Source organism: Aeromonas sp. HMWF014 (genome assembly GCF_963878295.1).
In the GTDB taxonomy this organism is placed as follows: Bacteria; Pseudomonadota; Gammaproteobacteria; order Enterobacterales; family Aeromonadaceae; genus Aeromonas; species Aeromonas popoffii.
Window position 1 is genome coordinate 1 of sequence record NZ_CAWNYS010000087.1, and the last position, 17,759, is coordinate 17,759.

The 17,759-nt window shown below is 56.6% G+C and carries 14 protein-coding genes and 1 tRNA gene; 8 read left to right on the forward strand and 7 right to left on the reverse strand.

Annotated features, from left to right (window positions below; all coding sequences use genetic code 11):
* Positions 1–236: 236 nt before the first annotated feature.
* From AAC083_RS03420 to AAC083_RS03430, 3 genes are all read right to left on the reverse strand, one after another.
* Positions 237–1,472: an HD-GYP domain-containing protein gene (locus AAC083_RS03420; protein ID WP_042036746.1), complete on the reverse strand. Its 1,236-nt coding sequence runs from the start codon at positions 1,470–1,472 to the stop codon at positions 237–239.
* 110 nt (positions 1,473–1,582) lie between these two features.
* Positions 1,583–4,252 carry a bifunctional acetaldehyde-CoA/alcohol dehydrogenase gene (adhE, locus tag AAC083_RS03425; RefSeq protein ID WP_108535799.1) on the reverse strand — a complete coding sequence of 890 codons (2,670 nt, stop codon included), beginning with the start codon at positions 4,250–4,252 and terminating at the stop codon, positions 1,583–1,585.
* Between the two features lie 295 nt (positions 4,253–4,547).
* Positions 4,548–4,748: a 2OG-Fe dioxygenase family protein gene (locus AAC083_RS03430; RefSeq protein ID WP_258224587.1), complete on the reverse strand. Its 201-nt coding sequence runs from the start codon at positions 4,746–4,748 to the stop codon at positions 4,548–4,550.
* Positions 4,749–5,096: 348 nt separating this feature from the next.
* On the opposite strand from AAC083_RS03430, the gene AAC083_RS03435 reads away from it, so the two are divergent.
* The 7 genes from AAC083_RS03435 to AAC083_RS03465 all read left to right on the forward strand — a co-directional run bounded on the left by AAC083_RS03435 (position 5,097) and on the right by AAC083_RS03465 (position 12,859).
* Entirely contained in the window at positions 5,097–5,732 is a 636-nt protein-coding gene (locus AAC083_RS03435; RefSeq protein WP_042036749.1) for a YchE family NAAT transporter, read from the forward strand.
* A gap of 279 nt (positions 5,733–6,011) precedes the next feature.
* A complete protein-coding gene (locus AAC083_RS03440) occupies positions 6,012–7,631 on the forward strand; it encodes an ABC transporter substrate-binding protein (RefSeq protein WP_108535801.1) in 1,620 nt (539 codons plus the stop codon).
* A gap of 96 nt (positions 7,632–7,727) precedes the next feature.
* Positions 7,728–8,648, forward strand: a complete 921-nt coding sequence (gene oppB, locus AAC083_RS03445) for an oligopeptide ABC transporter permease OppB (RefSeq protein ID WP_042036751.1) — start codon at positions 7,728–7,730, stop codon at positions 8,646–8,648.
* Positions 8,649–8,662: 14 nt separating this feature from the next.
* The gene (gene oppC / locus AAC083_RS03450) at positions 8,663–9,574 is read left to right on the forward strand and encodes an oligopeptide ABC transporter permease OppC (RefSeq protein ID WP_042036753.1); all 912 of its coding nucleotides are present in this window, start codon (positions 8,663–8,665) and stop codon (positions 9,572–9,574) included.
* 55 nt (positions 9,575–9,629) lie between these two features.
* On the forward strand, positions 9,630–10,610 hold the full coding sequence (locus tag AAC083_RS03455) for an ABC transporter ATP-binding protein (RefSeq protein WP_108535802.1): 981 nt from the start codon (positions 9,630–9,632) through the stop codon (positions 10,608–10,610).
* Positions 10,611–11,606 (forward strand): murein tripeptide/oligopeptide ABC transporter ATP binding protein OppF, encoded by a 996-nt coding sequence (oppF, locus tag AAC083_RS03460; protein WP_043141223.1) that lies wholly within the window; start codon positions 10,611–10,613, stop codon positions 11,604–11,606. It abuts the gene before it with no gap.
* A gap of 302 nt (positions 11,607–11,908) precedes the next feature.
* Positions 11,909–12,859, forward strand: a complete 951-nt coding sequence (locus AAC083_RS03465; protein ID WP_108535803.1) for a TerC family protein — start codon at positions 11,909–11,911, stop codon at positions 12,857–12,859.
* 424 nt (positions 12,860–13,283) lie between these two features.
* On the opposite strand, the gene AAC083_RS03470 is transcribed toward AAC083_RS03465, so the two are convergent.
* From AAC083_RS03470 to AAC083_RS03485, 4 genes are all read right to left on the reverse strand, one after another.
* Positions 13,284–14,543, reverse strand: coding sequence for a dicarboxylate/amino acid:cation symporter (locus AAC083_RS03470; RefSeq protein WP_042036811.1), 1,260 nt, complete (start codon positions 14,541–14,543; stop codon positions 13,284–13,286).
* A 205-nt stretch (positions 14,544–14,748) separates the two neighbouring features.
* Complete coding sequence (locus tag AAC083_RS03475) at positions 14,749–15,180, reverse strand: CC0125/CC1285 family lipoprotein (protein ID WP_181364630.1); 432 nt, start codon at positions 15,178–15,180, stop codon at positions 14,749–14,751.
* 231 nt (positions 15,181–15,411) lie between these two features.
* Positions 15,412–15,488, reverse strand: a tRNA-Pro gene (locus AAC083_RS03480).
* A gap of 239 nt (positions 15,489–15,727) precedes the next feature.
* On the reverse strand, positions 15,728–17,071 hold the full coding sequence (locus AAC083_RS03485) for a dihydroorotase (RefSeq protein WP_108535805.1): 1,344 nt from the start codon (positions 17,069–17,071) through the stop codon (positions 15,728–15,730).
* Between the two features lie 79 nt (positions 17,072–17,150).
* Here AAC083_RS03485 and AAC083_RS03490 point away from each other — a divergent pair.
* The coding region (locus tag AAC083_RS03490; protein WP_181364629.1) for a 6-carboxytetrahydropterin synthase at positions 17,151–17,759 on the forward strand (609 nt) is incomplete at its 3' end.

Below are 17,759 nucleotides of genomic sequence, written 5' to 3' on the forward strand. Positions count from 1 at the left end.
AAATAAAACCATATCAAATCAGCATGTTAAATTGATATTTGTATAATCGCCCTAGGGTTGGTATTGCTGGATGGAGCATGAATGTATCCGCTGGATACGCCACACGGAGGTGGCATGCTCCGCCCGGCCCCCTGGCTGGGCGTTTTTTATCCAGGGTCGGCAGTGAACCCTTTTGAAGGTAATTGGGCAATTATTCAGGTTTGTCCAATGAGTTATCCCCAGCTTCTGGGGATAACTCAGAAGGCAAAATAGTAACAGAAGCGCCGGGTAAGGTTAAAAAACAGCCTTTGTCCCTCATCCAGGTCTTCTTGCTTGATAAATGACTTGATGGTGCGCTCATCCTCCCGCAGATCCAGCATGGCCACCCCTTCCGGTCGCTGCGCTTTGAGGTAGGGCAGTACCTTGGGTTTGAGGGGCATGGTGGGCTCGGTTGAGAGCACCAGCGCCACAGAGTCGTCGGAGAGCTGCACCAGCGAACCGGGGGGATAGACTCCCAACACCTTGATCAGCAGCTTGACCAGATCCTGATCGAACTTCTTCTGGGACAGCTTGTAGAGCTGGCTGATGGCCTGGCTCGGTGCGGCCGGGGTCGCACTGCTGCGCGGGTGCAGCAGCTCGTCATAGTAGTCCACCAGCCCGATGATCCGTGCCAGTGGCGGGATCTCGCCGCCCTTGATGCCCAGAGGAAAGCCGCTGCCATCGAGCCGCTCGTGGTGCAGATGGGCCACCTGGCGGATCTTGAACTCAAATGCCTGTAACTGGGTCAGCATCTCCAGCCCGTACTGGGGATGCATGTTGAGAAAATTTTGCTCTGACTTGTTGAGATCCCCCCGTTTCTGGGTGATCTGGCTCGGGATTCTCAGCTCTCCGATATCGTGCACAAGGCCTGCCAGTCCAGTCTCCTCGATCTCGATGGGGTTCATGCCGAGTTCCCGGGCCATCAGCATGGCGATGAAAGCCACGTTCAGGCTGTGCTGCAGCAATATGTCGGTGTGTGGGCTGCGAATGAGATGCAGGCCGAGTGGCCCCTCGTGTTCACTGATACGGGCGGCGGCATTGCGCACTATCTGCGCCGTATTAGCCAGCCCTTCGTCAGGCTTGAGGTTGAGGGCCCCCAGTGCATCGCGCAGCTCGGACATGGATTGGCCAAAGGCTTTGTCGGCGGCGCGCAGGGAGCGGCGGAAAGCTTTCTCGTCGAAGGGAGTGAGGCCCGTGTCTATGACCTCATCGATGATCGACAGATCGGGGCCGGCGGCGGGAATATCGCCGCGCAAGATGGGCTCTATGGGCAGGTCGCTCTTGTCCGGATCCACCATCAACAGATTGAGGTCGAGATGGCGAATGATGTCGAGTTGTTGCTGATCCTTGATCTTGAAGGCATTGAACATAAAAGGGTGACTGGTCCATCCCGTGGGGAGATGGATGTAGTGGCCGATCCGTAACTGCTCTATCGAGGCTTGTATCAGCGACATGTGCTAACTCGAGGTCCATGAATGCTTACCAACAAGCTAGCAAAATTAGAGAGATAGACAAACAAAAAAGCCCGCGCATGTGCGCGGGCTCTCTAGTTCAAGTCCGATTATCAGGCCTTGGATTTTTTCTTGTTGTCCGCCTTGGTCTCAGCCTTGGCTTCCACTGCTACTCGTGCTTCCTCGGTAAAGGGGCGACCGTAGTAGGTGTCCATCAGTATGGCTTTGAGCTCGGTGATCAGCGGGTAGCGCGGGTTGGCACCGGTGCACTGGTCATCGAAGGCTTCCAGCGCCAGCTGGTCAACCTTGGCCAGGAAGTCGGCTTCGTTCACGCCAGCTTCACGGATGGAGGCCGGGATGCCCAGAGTGGCTTTCAGCTCATCCAGCCAGGCCAGCAGCTTCTCGATCTTGGCAGCGGTACGGTCACCGGCTGCGCTCAGACCCAGATGGTCAGCCACTTCGGCATAACGACGGCGGGCTTGCGGACGGTCGTACTGGGAGAACGCAGTCTGCTTGGTCGGGTTGTCGTTGGCGTTGTAACGGATCACGTTGCTGATCAGCAGGGCGTTAGCCAGACCGTGCGGAATGTGGAATTCTGCACCCAGTTTGTGCGCCATGGAGTGACACACACCCAGGAAGGCGTTGGCGAACGCGATACCGGCGATGGTGGCTGCGTTGTGTACTTTCTCGCGAGCAACCGGATCGTTGGCACCGTTCTGGTAGCTGGACGGCAGGTACTCTTTCAGCAGTTTCAGGGCTTGCAGCGCCTGACCGTCTGAGTACTCGTTGGCCAGTACGGAAACGTAGGCTTCCATGGCGTGAGTGACTGCATCCACACCGCCGAAGGCGCACAGGGACTTGGGCATGTTCATGACCAGGTTGGCATCCACGATGGCCATGTTCGGGGTCAGCTCGTAGTCAGCCAGCGGGTACTTCATGCCGGTGGCGTCGTCGGTCACGACCGCAAACGGGGTGACTTCAGAACCGGTACCGGAAGTGGTGGTGATACAGACCAGTTCGGCCTTCACGCCCATTTTCGGGAACTTGTAGATACGCTTGCGGATGTCCATAAAGCGCATGGCAAGATCTTCAAACTCGGTATCCGGGTGCTCGTACATGACCCACATGATCTTGGCCGCATCCATCGGTGAACCACCACCCAGTGCCAGGATAACGTCCGGCTTGAAGGAGTTGGCCATCTCGGCGCCCTTGCGAACCACCGACAGCGTTGGGTCAGCTTCTACTTCGTAGAATACTTCCACTTCCATGTTCAGCTTCTTGAGCAGACGAACCACGTCGTCGGCATAGCCGTTGTTGAACAGGAAGCGGTCGGTGACAACCATTGCACGCTTTTTGCCTTCCAGATCACCGAGGGCGATCGGCAGGGAGCCACGACGGAAATAGATGGATTTCGGAAGTTTGTGCCACAGCATATTTTCTGCCCGTTTTGCGACTGTCTTCTTGTTGATCAGGTGCTTGGGACCGACGTTCTCGGAGATGGAGTTGCCACTCCAGGAGCCGCAACCCAGGGTCAGGGAAGGAGCAAGAGCAAAGTTGTACAGGTCACCGATACCACCCTGGGTGGAGGGGGTGTTGATCAGAATACGGGCGGTCTTCATCTTGTCGCCGAAGTATCTGATACGGTCCTGGTTGCGATCCTGGTCGGTGTACAGACCTGAGGTGTGACCGATACCACCGATGTTAACCATGGTGCAGGCCATCTCGACGGCTTCTTCGAAGTTCTTGGCGCGGAACATACCCAGGGTCGGGGAGAGCTTCTCATGAGCGAACTCATCTTCAGCGCACAATTCCAGGCCTTCACCGATCAGGATTTTGGTGGTGGCTGGCACAGTCACGCCAGCCATGGCGGCGATCTTGGTGGCCGGCTGGCCGACGATATCTGCGTTCAGCGCGCCGTTGATCAGCAGCACTTTACGTACCTTGTCCGCTTCATCTTTGGACAGGATGTAGCCATCGTGGTTGGAGAAACGCTCTTTCACCTGGTTATAGATGGAGTCAACGACGATAACAGCTTGCTCGGAAGCACAGACCACACCGTTGTCGAAGGTCTTGGACATCAGGATGGAGGCAACGGCGCGTTTTACATCGGCGGTTTCGTCGATGACGATCGGCACGTTACCGGCACCCACACCGATAGCAGGCTTACCGGAAGAGTAAGCGGCTTTCACCATGCCCGGGCCACCAGTGGCCAGGATCAGGTTGATGTCGTTGTGCTTCATCAGCGCGTTAGAGAGCTCAACGGACGGTTGATCGATCCAGCCGATGATGTCTTTCGGTGCACCAGCGGCCACGGCTGCATCCAGTACCAGCTTGGCTGCGGTATTGGTGGAGTTCTTGGCACGTGGGTGCGGGGAGAAGATGATGGCGTTGCGGGTCTTCAGGGAGATTAACGATTTGAAGATCGCGGTAGCGGTCGGGTTGGTGGTCGGAACGATACCGCAGATGATACCGACCGGCTCGGCGATGATCATGGTGCCCATCTCGTCATCCTGGCTCAGGATGCCGCAGGTCTTCTCGTCTTTGTATGCGTTGTAGATGTATTCGGAGGCGAAGTGGTTCTTGATAACCTTGTCTTCGATGATCCCCATACCGGACTCTTCCACGGCCATCTGGGCCAGGGGGATACGGGCATTGCTGGCGGCCAGGGCGGCGGCACGGAAAACCTTGTCTACCTGCTCTTGCGAGAAGCTGGCGAATTCACGCTGTGCTTCTTTAACGCGGGCGACCAGTGCATCCAGTTCGGCCAAATTGGTTACTGCCATGTTTATCTCCTGATGATTTGAAAACTGTTTAGTAAGAGCTTGGCAATGCCCGGCAATTATAGTCGCCTTGTCAAGGCGAGAATCACTACAAGGGGGTATTTACATGCCTTACTAAATTGCTTTCTGAGTCGATTATAGAGCGCGGCTGACTCAGAAAAAGTTGATCTGGATCATGTGTAACAAAAGAACAAAAGAAATTTTGTTTCACAATACATGTTTTTTGGATGTTACACGAATGTAGCGTGGGGCGAAAGTGGGCTGAATGGCGCGTGAACAAGGCGCTAGATACCATTTTTCAAGCAGTTAGCACGATTACGTCCCGGTGTCCTCGGGTCGGGGCCTGGGGCAGTCTGGGGGCCGTATTGTGATAGAAACGGCGATCATCCAGGAGCAGATACCCACTAGCGTTTAATTCTTGTTGAAAAAATGGTTGTTCTTTTAATCCATGATAGCGCTGAAGATCGCCGCCACTGACACCCTCATTGCCGCCGGCCAAAAAAGCCGAGCAGGGGATCGACCGTGCCTGCCGGTTGCGAAGCCAGGCGCCATTGCAACTTGATGTCCGTATCAATCATTAAAAAATCCTTGTTTGCTGAGAGAAAATGTCGCACCAAAACGGCATGGCCACATAAAACTCGAAGTGATTTTATCAGCGTGTTAAATGGTGACGATGTTTATTAACAAATCAATATGTTGAATTTTGGCGATACATTAGAGGAACTAACTGAAAAGCCACGGAAAGGGTGAGATTATTTGATTGGTGCAGGTTGAGGGCATGGTGTAAATTTACGCTCGGTTTATCGGGGTGGCCCGCGTGGCTTTGCTTACCTTCTGGATGGCGCCTATGGCAGCAATTGACGTCTCTTTATATCTGAAGTTTTTCATCGGTTTGTTCGCGATCATCAATCCGCTGGGATTGCTGCCGGTTTTTGTCAGTCTGACCGGCCATCAAACCCCGGAAGAGCGGATGAAGACCAACACCACCGCCAACATTGCGGTGATGATCATCCTGTTGGTCTCCATGTACATGGGGCAGCTGATCCTGGACGGTTTTGGTATCTCGCTGGCGTCGTTTCGCATCGCCGGCGGGTCGCTCATCACGCTGATCGCCTGGTCCATGCTGCAGGGCAAGCTGGGGGAGGTGAAGCATAACAAGCAGGAGAAAGGGGAGCTGGCTGCGCGGGAATCAGTCGCTGTGGTGCCGCTGGCACTGCCGCTGATGGCGGGTCCGGGGGCCATCTCTTCTTCTATTGTCAACGCCAGCCAGAGTACCTGGTCCCAGATGCTGGGCATGTCGCTGGTGGTGATGGTATTTGCCTTCTGCTCCTGGCTCATCTTCCGCGCCGCCCCCTTGTTGTTCAAGCTGATGGGCAACACCGGCATCAACGTGGTCACCCGGATCATGGGTCTCATCATGATGTCGCTCGGCATCGAGATCATGGTGGCGGGGATCAAGGGGGTCTTCCCCGGATTGATGTGATTCAGGTCTGTTTTGTCTGAGCCGGTCCTCGTGACCGGCTTTTTATTGTTTCTTTTTTGTTGGTCATTTCCTAGAATCGAGCGGGTCTGTATAAAAAGCGTCCGCAACGCCATATTTAAATGCTGAATAATTGGCTGAAAGCTGTTTTTTTAACCATGAAGCCCAGCTTGGTCTGATGATATCTATTGCATTATTAGAATTGTCAGGGAATTATGCTGGCAGCGGGTATTTATCTCGTTGATGGACAAACGCATGGAATGTTCTTGTTGGAGTAGGGAAATGACTCATAAAAAAACAATGATTAACACACTGCTGATGGCTGCCCTGTTTGGTGGCGTCAACGTGGCTCAGGCTGCCGATGTCCCGGCGGGAACCAAGCTGGCTGAAGTCCAGCAACTGGTCAAAGGCAATGGCTCGGAGCCGGCAACCTTGGATCCACAAAAAGTGGAAGGTACCCCAGAGTCAGCGATTTTACGTGACTTGTTTGAAGGTCTCGTGACCTCAGGTCCCAAGGGTGAAGTTGTCCCTGCCATGGCCGAGTCCTGGGAAACCAAGGACAACAAACACTTCGTATTCCACCTGCGCAAAGATGCGAAATGGTCCAATGGTGAACCGGTTACTGCCCACGACTTTGTTTATGCCTTCCAACGTGCAGTGGATCCCAAGACAGCCTCTCCTTACTCCTGGTATCTGGAGATGCCAACCATTGCCAACGCCACCGAGATCATCGCCGGCAAGAAGCCATCCAATACGCTGGGTGTGAAGGCTGCCGACGATTACACCCTCGAAGTGCAATTGGAGAAAGCGATCCCCTATTTCGTTACCATGCTCTCCCACACCACCACCTACCCAGTCCCGAAGAATGTGATTGAAAAGTTTGGTGACAAGTGGACCCAGCCAGAAAACATGGTATCCAACGGTGCCTATGTACTGAAGAATTGGGTGGTCAACGAGCGGATCGAGCTGGAGCGCAACAAGCACTACTGGAACGATGGCAAGACCGTCATCAACAAGGTGACCTATTTGCCAATCCAGTCTACCAACGCCGAGCTGAACCGCTTCTTGGCTGGTGAGATCGATATGACATGGAACGTGCCTATCGAGCGCTTTAAGCAATTGAAAAAAGACTATCCGGAGGACTTGAAAGTGGAGGGGTTGGTTTCGACCTACTACTACCAGTTCAATACTCAGAAAAAGCCGTTTGACGATGTTCGGGTGCGTACCGCGTTAGCTTATGCCGTTGATCGCGATGTCATTGCCGACAAGGTGATGGGACAAGGTCAAACACCTGCTTATGGTCTCACTCCTGACTATGTCGATGGTTTCAAACCGGTTGCCCCCGAGTGGTCCAAGCTGACCCAGGCGGAGCGTGACGCCAAGGCGAAGGCCCTGCTGAAAGAGGCCGGTTTTGATGCCAGCAAGCCGCTGAAGTTCGAGCTGCTCTACAACACAGACGACAACCACAAGAAGGTGGCGGTCGCCGTCGCCTCCATGTGGAAGAAGCTGGGGACAGAGGTGAGTCTGGTGAACCAGGAGTGGAAAACCTACCTGGAGACCAAGAAGCAGGGCCAGTTTGACGTGAGTCGTGCCGGCTGGAGCGCTGACTACAACGAAGCCTCCTCCATGCTGGATCTGATGCAGACCACTCACGGTAACAACGATGGCAAGTATTCCAATGCTGCGTTTGACAAGTTGATGGACGAGTCACGCGATCAGGTTGATGCGGATGCGCGCAACAAGCTCTATGTCCAGGGCGAAGAGATCCTGGCCAAGGACATGCCAATTATCCCTATCTATCAATATGTTCAGCCCCGCATGGTCAAATCTTACGTCGGGGGTTACCCGAGCAACCCGCTGGATAACCTCTACAGCAAAGACATGTACATCATTGCTCACTGAATAACATAACAAGTCGCATAACAAGCAGGCCCGCCAGACGGCGGGCCTTTATTACAACCGCGACCCTTTGGAAGCTGTACAGGACAGGAATTGTCTATGTTGAAATTCATTTTTAAACGGCTATTGGAAGCGATCCCGACACTGCTGGTCTTGATCACCGTCTCCTTCTTCATGATGCGTTTCGCGCCGGGCAACCCCTTCACCAGCGAACGTGCCCTGCCGCCGGAAGTGTTGGCCAATATCGAGGCCAAGTACGGCCTGGACAAGCCCATTGGCGTGCAATACCTCACCTACCTGGGCAACCTGTTACGGGGCGATCTGGGCCCCTCTTTCAAATACAAGGACTTCAGCGTCAATGATCTGGTGAGCCAGGCGTTGCCTGTTTCTGCCAAGATCGGGAGCGCGGCTTTCGTCTTTGCCGTCTTGCTGGGGGTCACTTTCGGCACCATAGCGGCCTTGAAACAAAACACCATCATCGACTATCTGCTGATGTCGTCGGCCATGGCCGGGGTGGTGATCCCGGGCTTTGTACTGGCACCCTTGCTGGTACTCTTCTTCAGCATCTATCTGGGCTGGTTCCCGGCCGGTGGCTGGCAGGGGGGCGGCATCCAGTTTATGGTGCTGCCAGTGTTCGGCATGATGATGTACTACATCTCCGCCATCTCGCGCATCATGCGTGGCAGCATGATCGAGACCATGAACTCCAACTTCATCCGTACCGCCCGTGCCAAGGGCCTGCCGCTGCGTCACATCATACTGAAACACGCGCTGCGTCCGGCCATGCTGCCGGTGGTCTCCTATCTGGGCCCGGCCTTTGTCGGCATCATCACGGGTTCCGTGGTGATTGAGACCATCTTCGGTCTGCCGGGAATTGGTCAGTTGTTTGTCAACGGTGCCCTTAACCGTGATTACTCCATGGTGCTCGGGCTGACCATTCTGGTCGGTGCCCTCACCATCACCTTTAACGCCGTGGTCGATATTCTCTATGCCTTTATCGATCCCAAGATCCGTTACTAAGTCGGGAGTAGATCATGGTTGTCACAACTGAGAAACGCGAAGCCATAGCGGCGTTCGCACAGCAAGTGGAAGTGGTGGAAGGACGCTCCCTGTGGAAGGATGCCCGTCGCCGTTTCCTGCGTAACAAGGCCGCGCTGACCAGCCTCATCATACTGACCATTATCGGTCTGGCAGTGATAGTGGGGCCGCACCTGTCCCAATATACCTTCGACGATCCGGACTGGGGCGCGATGCAGGCGGCACCGGATATGGAAACCGGCCACTGGTTCGGTACCGACAGTCTGGGGCGCGATCTGTTCGTGCGTACCCTGCTGGGGGGCCGCATTTCGCTGATGGTCGGCATCATGGGCGCCATGGTGGCCGTGGTCATCGGCACCCTGTATGGCGCCGCTTCCGGCTTCATCGGCGGTCGGGTCGATAGTCTGATGATGCGCGTACTCGAGATCCTCAACGCCTTCCCTTTCATGTTCTTCGTGATCATGCTGGTGACCTTCTTCGGCCGCAATCTGGCGCTCATCTTCATCGCCATCGGGGCGGTGAGCTGGCTCGACATGGCGCGGATCGTGCGAGGCCAGACCCTGAGTCTCAAGAGCAAGGAGTTTATCGAGGCGGCCCACGTCTGTGGCGTCTCCAAGTGGAAGATCATCACCCGTCACATAGTGCCGAACGTGCTCGGTATCGTGGCCGTCTACGCCACCTTGCTGGTACCGGGCATGATCATGTTTGAATCCTTCCTGAGTTTTCTGGGCCTCGGCGTCCAGGAACCCATGACCAGCTGGGGTGCCCTGCTGGATGAAGGCTCCAAGTCGATGGAAGTGGCCATCTGGCAACTCTTGTTCCCCGCCGGTTTCATGGTGGTGACCCTGTTTTGCTTCAACTTCCTCGGGGATGGCCTGCGTGACGCCCTCGATCCGAAAGATCGTTAATCGAGCATCGGATCGACAGGAAAGCATCACGAAAGATCGATAAGGAGTTTTTTATATGAAGTTACTGGATGTAAAAGATCTGCGGGTCGAGTTCAAGACCCCGGACGGCAATGTGGTGGCGGTCAACGACCTCAACTTCTCCCTGGCGGCTGGCGAGACCCTGGGGATCGTCGGCGAGTCCGGCTCCGGCAAGTCCCAGACTGCATTTGCCATCATGGGGCTGTTGGCCAAGAACGGCATCATCACGGGGTCGGCCAAGTTTCAGGGCGACGAAATCCTCAACCTGCCGGAACACAAGCTCAACAAGATCCGCTCCGAGAAGATCGCCATGATCTTCCAGGATCCCATGACCTCTCTTAATCCCTACATGAAGGTGAAGGATCAGCTGATGGAAGTGCTGATGCTGCACAAGGGTGTGAGCAAGGCCGCAGCGTTCGAAGAGTCGGTACGCATGCTGGATGCGGTGAAGATCCCTGAGTCGCGCAAGCGGATGAACATGTACCCCCACGAGTTCTCTGGCGGTATGCGTCAACGGGTGATGATTGCCATGGCCCTCTTGTGCCGGCCACAGCTGCTCATCGCCGATGAACCGACCACGGCGCTGGACGTGACGGTGCAGGCCCAGATCATGACGCTGATGAACGAGCTAAAGCGCGAGTTCAACACCGCCATCATCATGATCACCCACGACTTGGGTGTGGTAGCGGGTATCTGTGACAAGGTGCTGGTGATGTACGCCGGTCGTACCATGGAGTACGGCCGGGTGAAGGACATCTTCTATCGCCCGAGTCATCCCTATACCGAGGGTTTGCTGCGCGCCATTCCCCGCCTCGACACCGAAGGGGAAGAGCTGCCTACCATTCCGGGCAATCCGCCCAACCTGCTGCGTCTGCCCACCGGCTGCCCCTTCCAGGAGCGCTGCCACCGTGTAAGCGGGATTTGCGGTCAGCAGTCACCGATCCTGACCCCGTTCAACGACGGCCGCGAACGGGCCTGCCATTGGGTATCGGATGCCATGATCAAGGGGGCGAATTAAATGGGTACTGACAAGAAACTGCTGCTGGAAGTGTCTGACCTCAAGGTCCACTTTAGCATCAAGAGTGACAGAGCCTGGCCCTGGGCCAAGCCCTCGGCGTTGAAGGCGGTAGACGGGGTGACTCTGCGCCTGTACGAGGGGGAGACCCTGGGTGTGGTGGGCGAGTCCGGCTGTGGCAAGTCCACCTTCGCCCGTGCCCTGATAGGCCTGGTACCGGCCACCGACGGCAAGGTGGTGTGGCTGGGCAACGATTTGACCAAGCTAGATCAGAAGGCGCTGCGGGAGAAACGCAAGGAGATCCAGATGATCTTCCAGGATCCGCTGGCCTCCCTGAATCCGCGAATGACCATAGGCGACATCATCGCCGAGCCGCTCATCACCTTCTATCCCAACCTCTCCAAAGAGCAGGTGAAGGAGAAGGTGCGCACCATGATGACCAAGGTGGGCCTCTTGCCCAACCTGGTCAATCGCTACCCGCACGAGTTCTCCGGCGGCCAGTGCCAGCGGATCGGGATTGCCCGGGCACTGATCCTGGAACCCAAGATGATCATCTGTGACGAGCCGGTCTCTGCGCTGGATGTCTCCATCCAGGCCCAGGTGGTGAACCTGCTCAAGGCTATCCAGAAGGAGATGGGCTTGTCGCTCATCTTCATCGCTCACGATTTGTCGGTGGTCAAACACATCTCGGATCGGGTGCTGGTGATGTATCTGGGCAATGCGGTGGAGCTCGGCACTCGCAAGGAGATCTTCGCAAACCCCTTGCACCCCTATACCAAGGCCCTGATGTCGGCCGTGCCCATTCCGGATCCGGATCTGGAGCGCAGCAAGGTCATCCAGATCCTGGAGGGGGACTTGCCATCTCCCATGAACCCGCCGTCCGGCTGCGTGTTTCGCACCCGCTGCCCGGTAGCTGGCCCCGAGTGTGCCAAGACCCGCCCCATGCTTGAGGGAAACTTCGACCATGCGGTCTCCTGCCTCAAGGCTGATCCGCTTTGATGGTGGTTTGTTGAACGTGTTTGCGGGGCTCCCAGATGGAGCCCCGATTAACTTGGGCAAGAGGGGAAGATCTCTCTTGGCGTTCTCTTTGGCCACTGTTACTCTTTGCCTAACAAGGGGAGTAACTTCTCGCTGGTTTGTCGTCATTACGGTGCACCCATATCCTGCAGTGCACCCGGCAGCCGGGCAGTCGATGAAAATGGGCTGTAAGTGAGACCTTGCCGAGAGGCAAGGCGTATCTGCTCCAAATGCAAGCCCACGCCTCTCGGACGTGGGTTTTGTCATTTTTGGGAGGGATAAAAATGGGTGAATGGTGGATGTGGACCGGTTTCTTCAGCATAGTGCTGGTCCTGTTATGGATTGACATACGCTTTGTCGGTGGTGGCAGGTCACACAAGGTGTCTCTCAAAGAGGCGGGGATCTGGTCTCTCATCTGGATCAGCGTGGCCCTGCTCTTCAACCTGGCCATCTGGTTTTGGCTGGATCACAGTGCTGGCCGTGACATTGCCAACCAGAAGGGATTGGAGTTCCTCACCGGCTACCTCATCGAGAAAGCGTTGGCGGTGGATAACGTCTTCGTCTGGCTGATGCTGTTTAGCTACTTTGCCATTCCGGCCGAGCTGCAGCGCCGGGTGCTGCTGTACGGGGTGTTGGGCGCCATCGTGATGCGGGCCGGCATGGTGTTCGCGGGCAGCTGGCTCATCGAGCAGTTCCACTGGATCCTCTATCTGTTCGGCGCTTTCTTGCTACTGACCGGTGCCAAGATGCTGTGGGCGGCCGACAAGGAGCCAGATCTGGCCAACAACCCGCTGCTGGGCTGGATGCGCCGCCGCTTCAAGGTGACCGAGACGCTGGAGGGGGAGAACTTCTTCGTCTGGCGTGACGGTGTGCGTTATGCCACGCCGCTGCTGCTCATTCTGGTGCTGGTGGAGGTGAGCGATCTCATCTTCGCGGTGGACAGTATCCCGGCCATCTTCGCGGTGACCACGGATCCCTTCATCGTGCTGACCTCCAACATCTTTGCCATCATGGGTCTGCGCGCCATGTACTTCCTGCTGGCTGGTGTGGCTGATCGCTTTGCCCTGCTCAAGTATGGTCTGGCGCTGATCCTGATGTTTATCGGGGTCAAGATGCTGTTGCTGGATATCTTCAAGATCCCGACCGGCATAGCACTCGGTGTCGTCGCGCTGATCTTGCTGGCGTCCATGGGGCTAAGTCTCTTTGTGACCCGTAAAAAGAAAAAGGCTGCTTGAAGGCGCTGAACATCATCTCGGAGGGGACAGTTCCAGATCCCCCTGAATGACATAGCACTCGGTGTCGTCGCGCTGATCCTGCTGGCGTCCATGGGGCTAAGCCTCTTTGTGACCCGTAAAAAGGCTGCTTAAACGCGGCCTTCCATAAGGCACTCACAAAAAGGGCTCCCGCAGGAGCCAAGGCAAGTCAGTTAAGAGCATGTGAGTCCAGCCCGCGAGGTATAAGGGCCAAAGAGTGAGGGAGGCATGATGCCTCCCTCTTTTTTATTGGATGCCAGTCAGGGCAAAGGTGTCAGCCACATTGACGCGTTAACCCTGGCACAGCTCCTGTTATTCAACGTTTCTAATATTCAATCACAAAAATGCTTAAGTGACGGGTGTTACGTATCCGCTGGCCATTTTTATATCTTGCTAGCGGGAAAGATCACGCCTTGGCGGTATCCACCTCACCCAGCGGCTCGGTTTCACCCAGGCTGTCTTCGGTCTTGGCCACTACGCTGGCGGCGATGGCATTGCCCAGCACGTTGGTGGCGGAGCGACCCATGTCGAGGAAGTGATCTATGCCGAGCAGCAACAGGATGCCAGCTTCCGGAATATGGAACTGGTTCAGGGTGGCGGCTATGACCACCAGAGAGGCGCGCGGCACGCCGGCCATCCCCTTGGAGGTGACCATCAGCAACAGCAGCATGGTGATCTGTTGAGCCAGGGAGAGCTCTATGCCATAGGCCTGGGCGATGAACATGACCGCGAAGGTGCAGTACATCATGGAGCCGTCCAGGTTGAAGGAGTAACCCATGGGCAGCACGAAGCTGGCGATGCGCTTGTCACAGCCGAACTTCTCCAGCCGATCCAGGGTCTTGGGATAGGCTGCCTCGGAGCTGGCGGTGGAGAAGGCCAGCAGGATGGGCTCGCGGATCATGGCCAGCAGGGTCAGCACGCGGCGGCGAATGAACAGGCTGCCCATGGCGATGAGCAGCAGCCAGAGGCAGGCCAGGGCCAGATAGAACTGGGCCATAAAAGTGCCGTAGGTGGCGAGTATGCCGAGCCCTTCCTTGGCAACCATGGCGGCGATGGCACCGAACACGGCGAACGGCGCGAAGTTCATCACGTAGCCTGTCACCTTCAGCATGATCTCGGCGGCGCTGGCCATCAGCTTGACCACGGGTTTGGCGGCATCGCCCAGAGCGGCGGCGGCCAGCCCGAAGAAGAGGGAGAACACCACTATCTGCAGGATCTCGTTGGTGGCCATGGCCTCCACCACGCTTTTCGGGATGGCGTGGGTGACGAAGTCCTTGAGGGAGATGGCACCGGCGACCACGCCGGAACTGGCAGTATCATCCGGCAGGGAGAGGGAGAGCCCCACACCCGGTTGCATCAGGGTGACCATCACCAGACCCAGGGTCAGGGAGAGCAAGGAGGCCAACATGAACCAGCCGAGGGTCTTGGCACCGATGCGGCCCACGGTACGGGTATCACCCATCTTGGCGATACCGACGACCAGGGTGGTGAAGACAAGGGGAGCAATGATCATCTTGATCAGTCGCAGGAAGATATCGGTCAGTATGGTGATGTCACTGGCAAAGCCAGCAGCCTGATCCGGGGCAAACATGCGATAGCCCTGACCAGTCAGGATGCCAACTAGCATTGCGATGAGGATGGCAACCGTCAATTTATTCATTTTCATGGGGGGGTCCCAGTTTTGATAAGTGCAACGCGTTGAGGGTGGCAGGGGGGCCACTTCAAGTCCGTTTTTGTGATCCGGGCAGTAGATCCCTGACAGCCGGTGTGCTTGCAGCATGCCTAATCCGGGGGGGTAAATCCAGAGTCTTGTAGCAGAATTTTATGTTGCCATTAGTTGTATGTGATATTGATCTTGCATTTCATCAATATTAATCACTGTTTGTTTTGATATTGGCGAGATAACTGGCTTGCATGTCCTGTTCGTTTAATGAGCGATGAGACAGGGTGAAGATCAGCAGGGCCGAGGTGGTGTGCTGTACCTGCATCTGCGCCAGAAAGGGGTCCGGCTCGTCCGTATCAAAGCCGAATACCGGATGCGAGGGGGTGACCCTGACCGCATCCCGCGACAGGGTCAGCTCGTTCACCGCCACCCACTCGTAGCCCTGGCTCAGTGCCATCTCACCCGCCCGCTTGAGCACATACTTGCGGGCCGTCTCCCGATCAATCAGCTCGTTGCCGACAAACTCCAGCTGCCACTTGTCGGGGCCAAGTTGTGTCTGGGAGAAGCCGGTCTGGCCGTTCCAGAATGATTTTTCGCTGTGATAAGGGGTGGCACAGCCGAGCAGCAGGGCGCTCAGCAGGCAGGCCAGCACCAGATCAGGCAGGCTTGCCGCGCTGGCAAACCGTCGTGCATGGCGACGGGAGCAGAAGGAGAGGGGGAGCAGACGTTGCATCATGAGGGCCGCTTGGCGAAACACCTCACCACTACAGCACAAACCGATCCGTGAGACAATCGCCGGTCGGGTCACCGTGGGGATACTGGGGATAAAAGAAAAGGCCTTGTCGTTTGACAAGGCCTTTACCGGGGAATTTGGTCGGTGTGAGAGGATTCGAACCTCCGACCCTCTACACCCCATGCAGATGCGCTACCTGGCTGCGCTACACACCGACGGAGTCAGCTCGGCTGACGGGGGCTGAGTTTATGGAGATGCCCCGATCCTGTCAACAGGGGAAATCCCACTCCGAGACCGTTTGCCTGCTTTACGAGCAATTGGCGTTCAAAGTACCGCCATGGCGGCGACATTCGGCCATTGAGGGCCCATGTCAGGGGCCTTTTGCTACGCAGGTTTCAACCCACCATGAAAGCGGCCGCCCCGGAGGCGGCCGTTTGCATCAGTGATGAAGGGATCAGCGGTTGAAGGTCAGCCGCTTGCCCAGCACCTGATCGGTGACCTGACCGTTTTGCCAGGCGATCTGGCCATTGACCAGGGTCATCTCCACCGTGCTGTGGAAGCGGTAGCCGTTGAAGGGGGACCAGCCACACAGGTAGAGCAGGTTGCTGTCGTTGACCACATAGGGCTTGCCCAGATCCAGCAGCACCAAGTCTGCGAAGTAGCCCTCACGAATGTAGCCGCGATCCTGCACCTGGAAGCGCTCGGCTACTGCGTGGGATGTCTTCTTGACGATAGTCTCCAGTGAAAACACGCCGTTGTGGTAGAGCTCCAGCAGCGCCAGCATGGAGTGCTGCACCAGAGGGATGCCGGACGGCGCCTTGAAGTAGCTGTTCTGCTTCTCCTCCCAGGTGTGGGGGGCATGGTCGGTGGCGATGATATCCAGCACGTCGTTGCGCACCGCATCCAGCAGGGCATGCTGGTCGGCGGCTGTCTTCACTGCCGGGTTGCATTTGATCTGGCTGCCCAGGGTGTCGTAATCCGCCTCGTTGAAGAACAGGTGGTGGACGCATACCTCGGCGGTGATGTTCTTGTCTTTGAGTTCGCTAAGGTCATGGCTGGCGGTAAACAGCGACAGCTCCTTGGCGGAGGTGAGGTGCAGCACGTGCAGCTTGGCCCCGTACTTTTTCGCCAGACCTACCGCCATGCTGGAGGACTTGTAGCAGGCCTCGTCATTGCGAATGCGACCGTGCTCGCGCATCGGCACATCCTCGCCCCACTTGGCGCGGGCCTCGTCTTCCAGCACCTGGATGGAGGGGGTGTCCTCGCAGTGAGTGACTATCATCACCGGGCTCTCGCGGAAAATCGCCGCCAGTGTCTCCTGGTTGTCCACCAGCATGTTGCCGGTCGAGGAGCCCATGAACACCTTGACCCCGCAGGATTGCTTGGGATCGAGGCGCTTTATCTCGTCGAGGTTGTCGTTGGTGGCGCCGAGATAGAAGCTGTAGTTGGCGGCGGAGGCGTTGGCGGCTATCTGGTATTTGGCTTCGAGGGCATCGAGGGTAGTGGTCTGGGGATTGACGTTGGGCATCTCCATGAAGCTGGTGGTGCCCCCTGCCACGGCGGCCCGGGATTCACTGGCGATGGTCCCCTTGTGGGTCAGGCCTGGCTCACGGAAATGGACCTGATCATCGATCATCCCGGGTATGAGGTGACGACCGGTTGCATCTATCACCACGGCATCGGGCGCCTCTATGTGAGGGGCGATCCGGGCGATCCGTTCCCCTTCAATCAATACATCCGAGGCATAGATGCGGCCTTCATTGACCAGGGTGGCATTCTTGATAAGCAATTTGTTCATGGGGGAGTCCGGTTCCTTTGTCAGTGATCGCGGGTCATAATATCGCAAACTGCACTTTCTCTGTAGCAAGGCCTGACTGATGAAGTTATTTGTAAGAGATTTGACCGTGATCGATTCCAGCTACCTGTGTGAACGCCGTGGCATGGTAGGGGAGAGCTGGCTGGTGGATGTCGAGATGAGCGGCGAGCTCAACGAGATGAGCATGCTGCTTGACTTTGGTCGGGTGAAAAAACTGATCAAGTCGATCATCGATGAAGAGGTGGATCACAAGCTGCTGGTACCGGCCGAATGCGCCCTGGTCCATGTGGCCCATCTGGAGGGGGAGGAGAGCACGGTCGATCTGCTGCGCCCTGGCCGCTCTATTCACTTGCGCTGCCCCACTCAGGGGTTTGCCTTCATTCCGGCGCCCCAGATAGACAAGGAGTCCGTCACTCGCTATCTGCTGGCGGTGCTGGCCCAGCGGCTGCCCGGCAACATCAAGGACTTGGCGCTGACCCTGCGCCAGGAGCAGATTGATGGCGCCTTCTACCACTACAGCCACGGCCTGAAAAAGCACGATGGCAACTGCCAGCGCATCGCCCACGGCCATCGTTCTCCCATCGAGATCCACGTGGACGGTGAGCGCGATGGTGAGCTGGAGCTGAACTGGGCCGAGCGTTGGGCCGATATCTACCTTGGCACCGAAGAG

Coding starts and splice junctions, on each gene's coding strand:
- AAC083_RS03455 (WP_108535802.1), top strand. CDS start 9,630: ATGAAGTTACTGGATGTAAAAGATCTGCGGGTCGAGTTCAAGACCCCG.
- oppF (WP_043141223.1), top strand. CDS start 10,611: ATGGGTACTGACAAGAAACTGCTGCTGGAAGTGTCTGACCTCAAGGTC.
- oppC (WP_042036753.1), top strand. CDS start 8,663: ATGGTTGTCACAACTGAGAAACGCGAAGCCATAGCGGCGTTCGCACAG.
- AAC083_RS03470 (WP_042036811.1), bottom strand. CDS start 14,543: ATGAAAATGAATAAATTGACGGTTGCCATCCTCATCGCAATGCTAGTT.
- adhE (WP_108535799.1), bottom strand. CDS start 4,252: ATGGCAGTAACCAATTTGGCCGAACTGGATGCACTGGTCGCCCGCGTT.
- AAC083_RS03420 (WP_042036746.1), bottom strand. CDS start 1,472: ATGTCGCTGATACAAGCCTCGATAGAGCAGTTACGGATCGGCCACTAC.
- AAC083_RS03465 (WP_108535803.1), top strand. CDS start 11,909: ATGGGTGAATGGTGGATGTGGACCGGTTTCTTCAGCATAGTGCTGGTC.
- oppB (WP_042036751.1), top strand. CDS start 7,728: ATGTTGAAATTCATTTTTAAACGGCTATTGGAAGCGATCCCGACACTG.
- AAC083_RS03485 (WP_108535805.1), bottom strand. CDS start 17,071: ATGAACAAATTGCTTATCAAGAATGCCACCCTGGTCAATGAAGGCCGC.
- AAC083_RS03440 (WP_108535801.1), top strand. CDS start 6,012: ATGACTCATAAAAAAACAATGATTAACACACTGCTGATGGCTGCCCTG.
- AAC083_RS03435 (WP_042036749.1), top strand. CDS start 5,097: ATGGCAGCAATTGACGTCTCTTTATATCTGAAGTTTTTCATCGGTTTG.